1 pseudogene is annotated in these 290 nt (G+C 73.4%); it reads left to right on the top strand.

The window, feature by feature from the left end:
- Positions 1–290: pseudogene (locus RB628_RS43030) on the top strand (hypothetical protein); the annotation flags it as partial.

A 290-nucleotide genomic window follows, 5' to 3' on the forward strand; every position in this document is an offset into this window, starting at 1 on the left:
GGCTTACGCGAAGTGGGAGCCCCTGGCCACCGCCTTGCAGCAGGCGATCGAGCCGCTGCTGTCGGAGGCCGGCGGGACGTCGCCGAGCCCTTCGCCATCCGGCTCGGGCAGCACGGGCAGTCCTCCGGCGAGTACTGCGGGCGGCTGTACGAGCGGCGGGGACGGGACCGACTTCGGAACCATCCCGCCCGGCGCGGTGCCGGCCGGATACAAGATCCCGGCTGACGCTCCGCCGAAGGTCCAGACGGCGATCCGCTGGGCGCTCGGCCAGCTCGGCACCCCGTACCAGT

Origin of the sequence: Streptomyces sp. ADMS (assembly GCF_033441795.1) — a bacterium.
Taxonomy (GTDB): domain Bacteria; phylum Actinomycetota; class Actinomycetes; order Streptomycetales; family Streptomycetaceae; genus Streptomyces.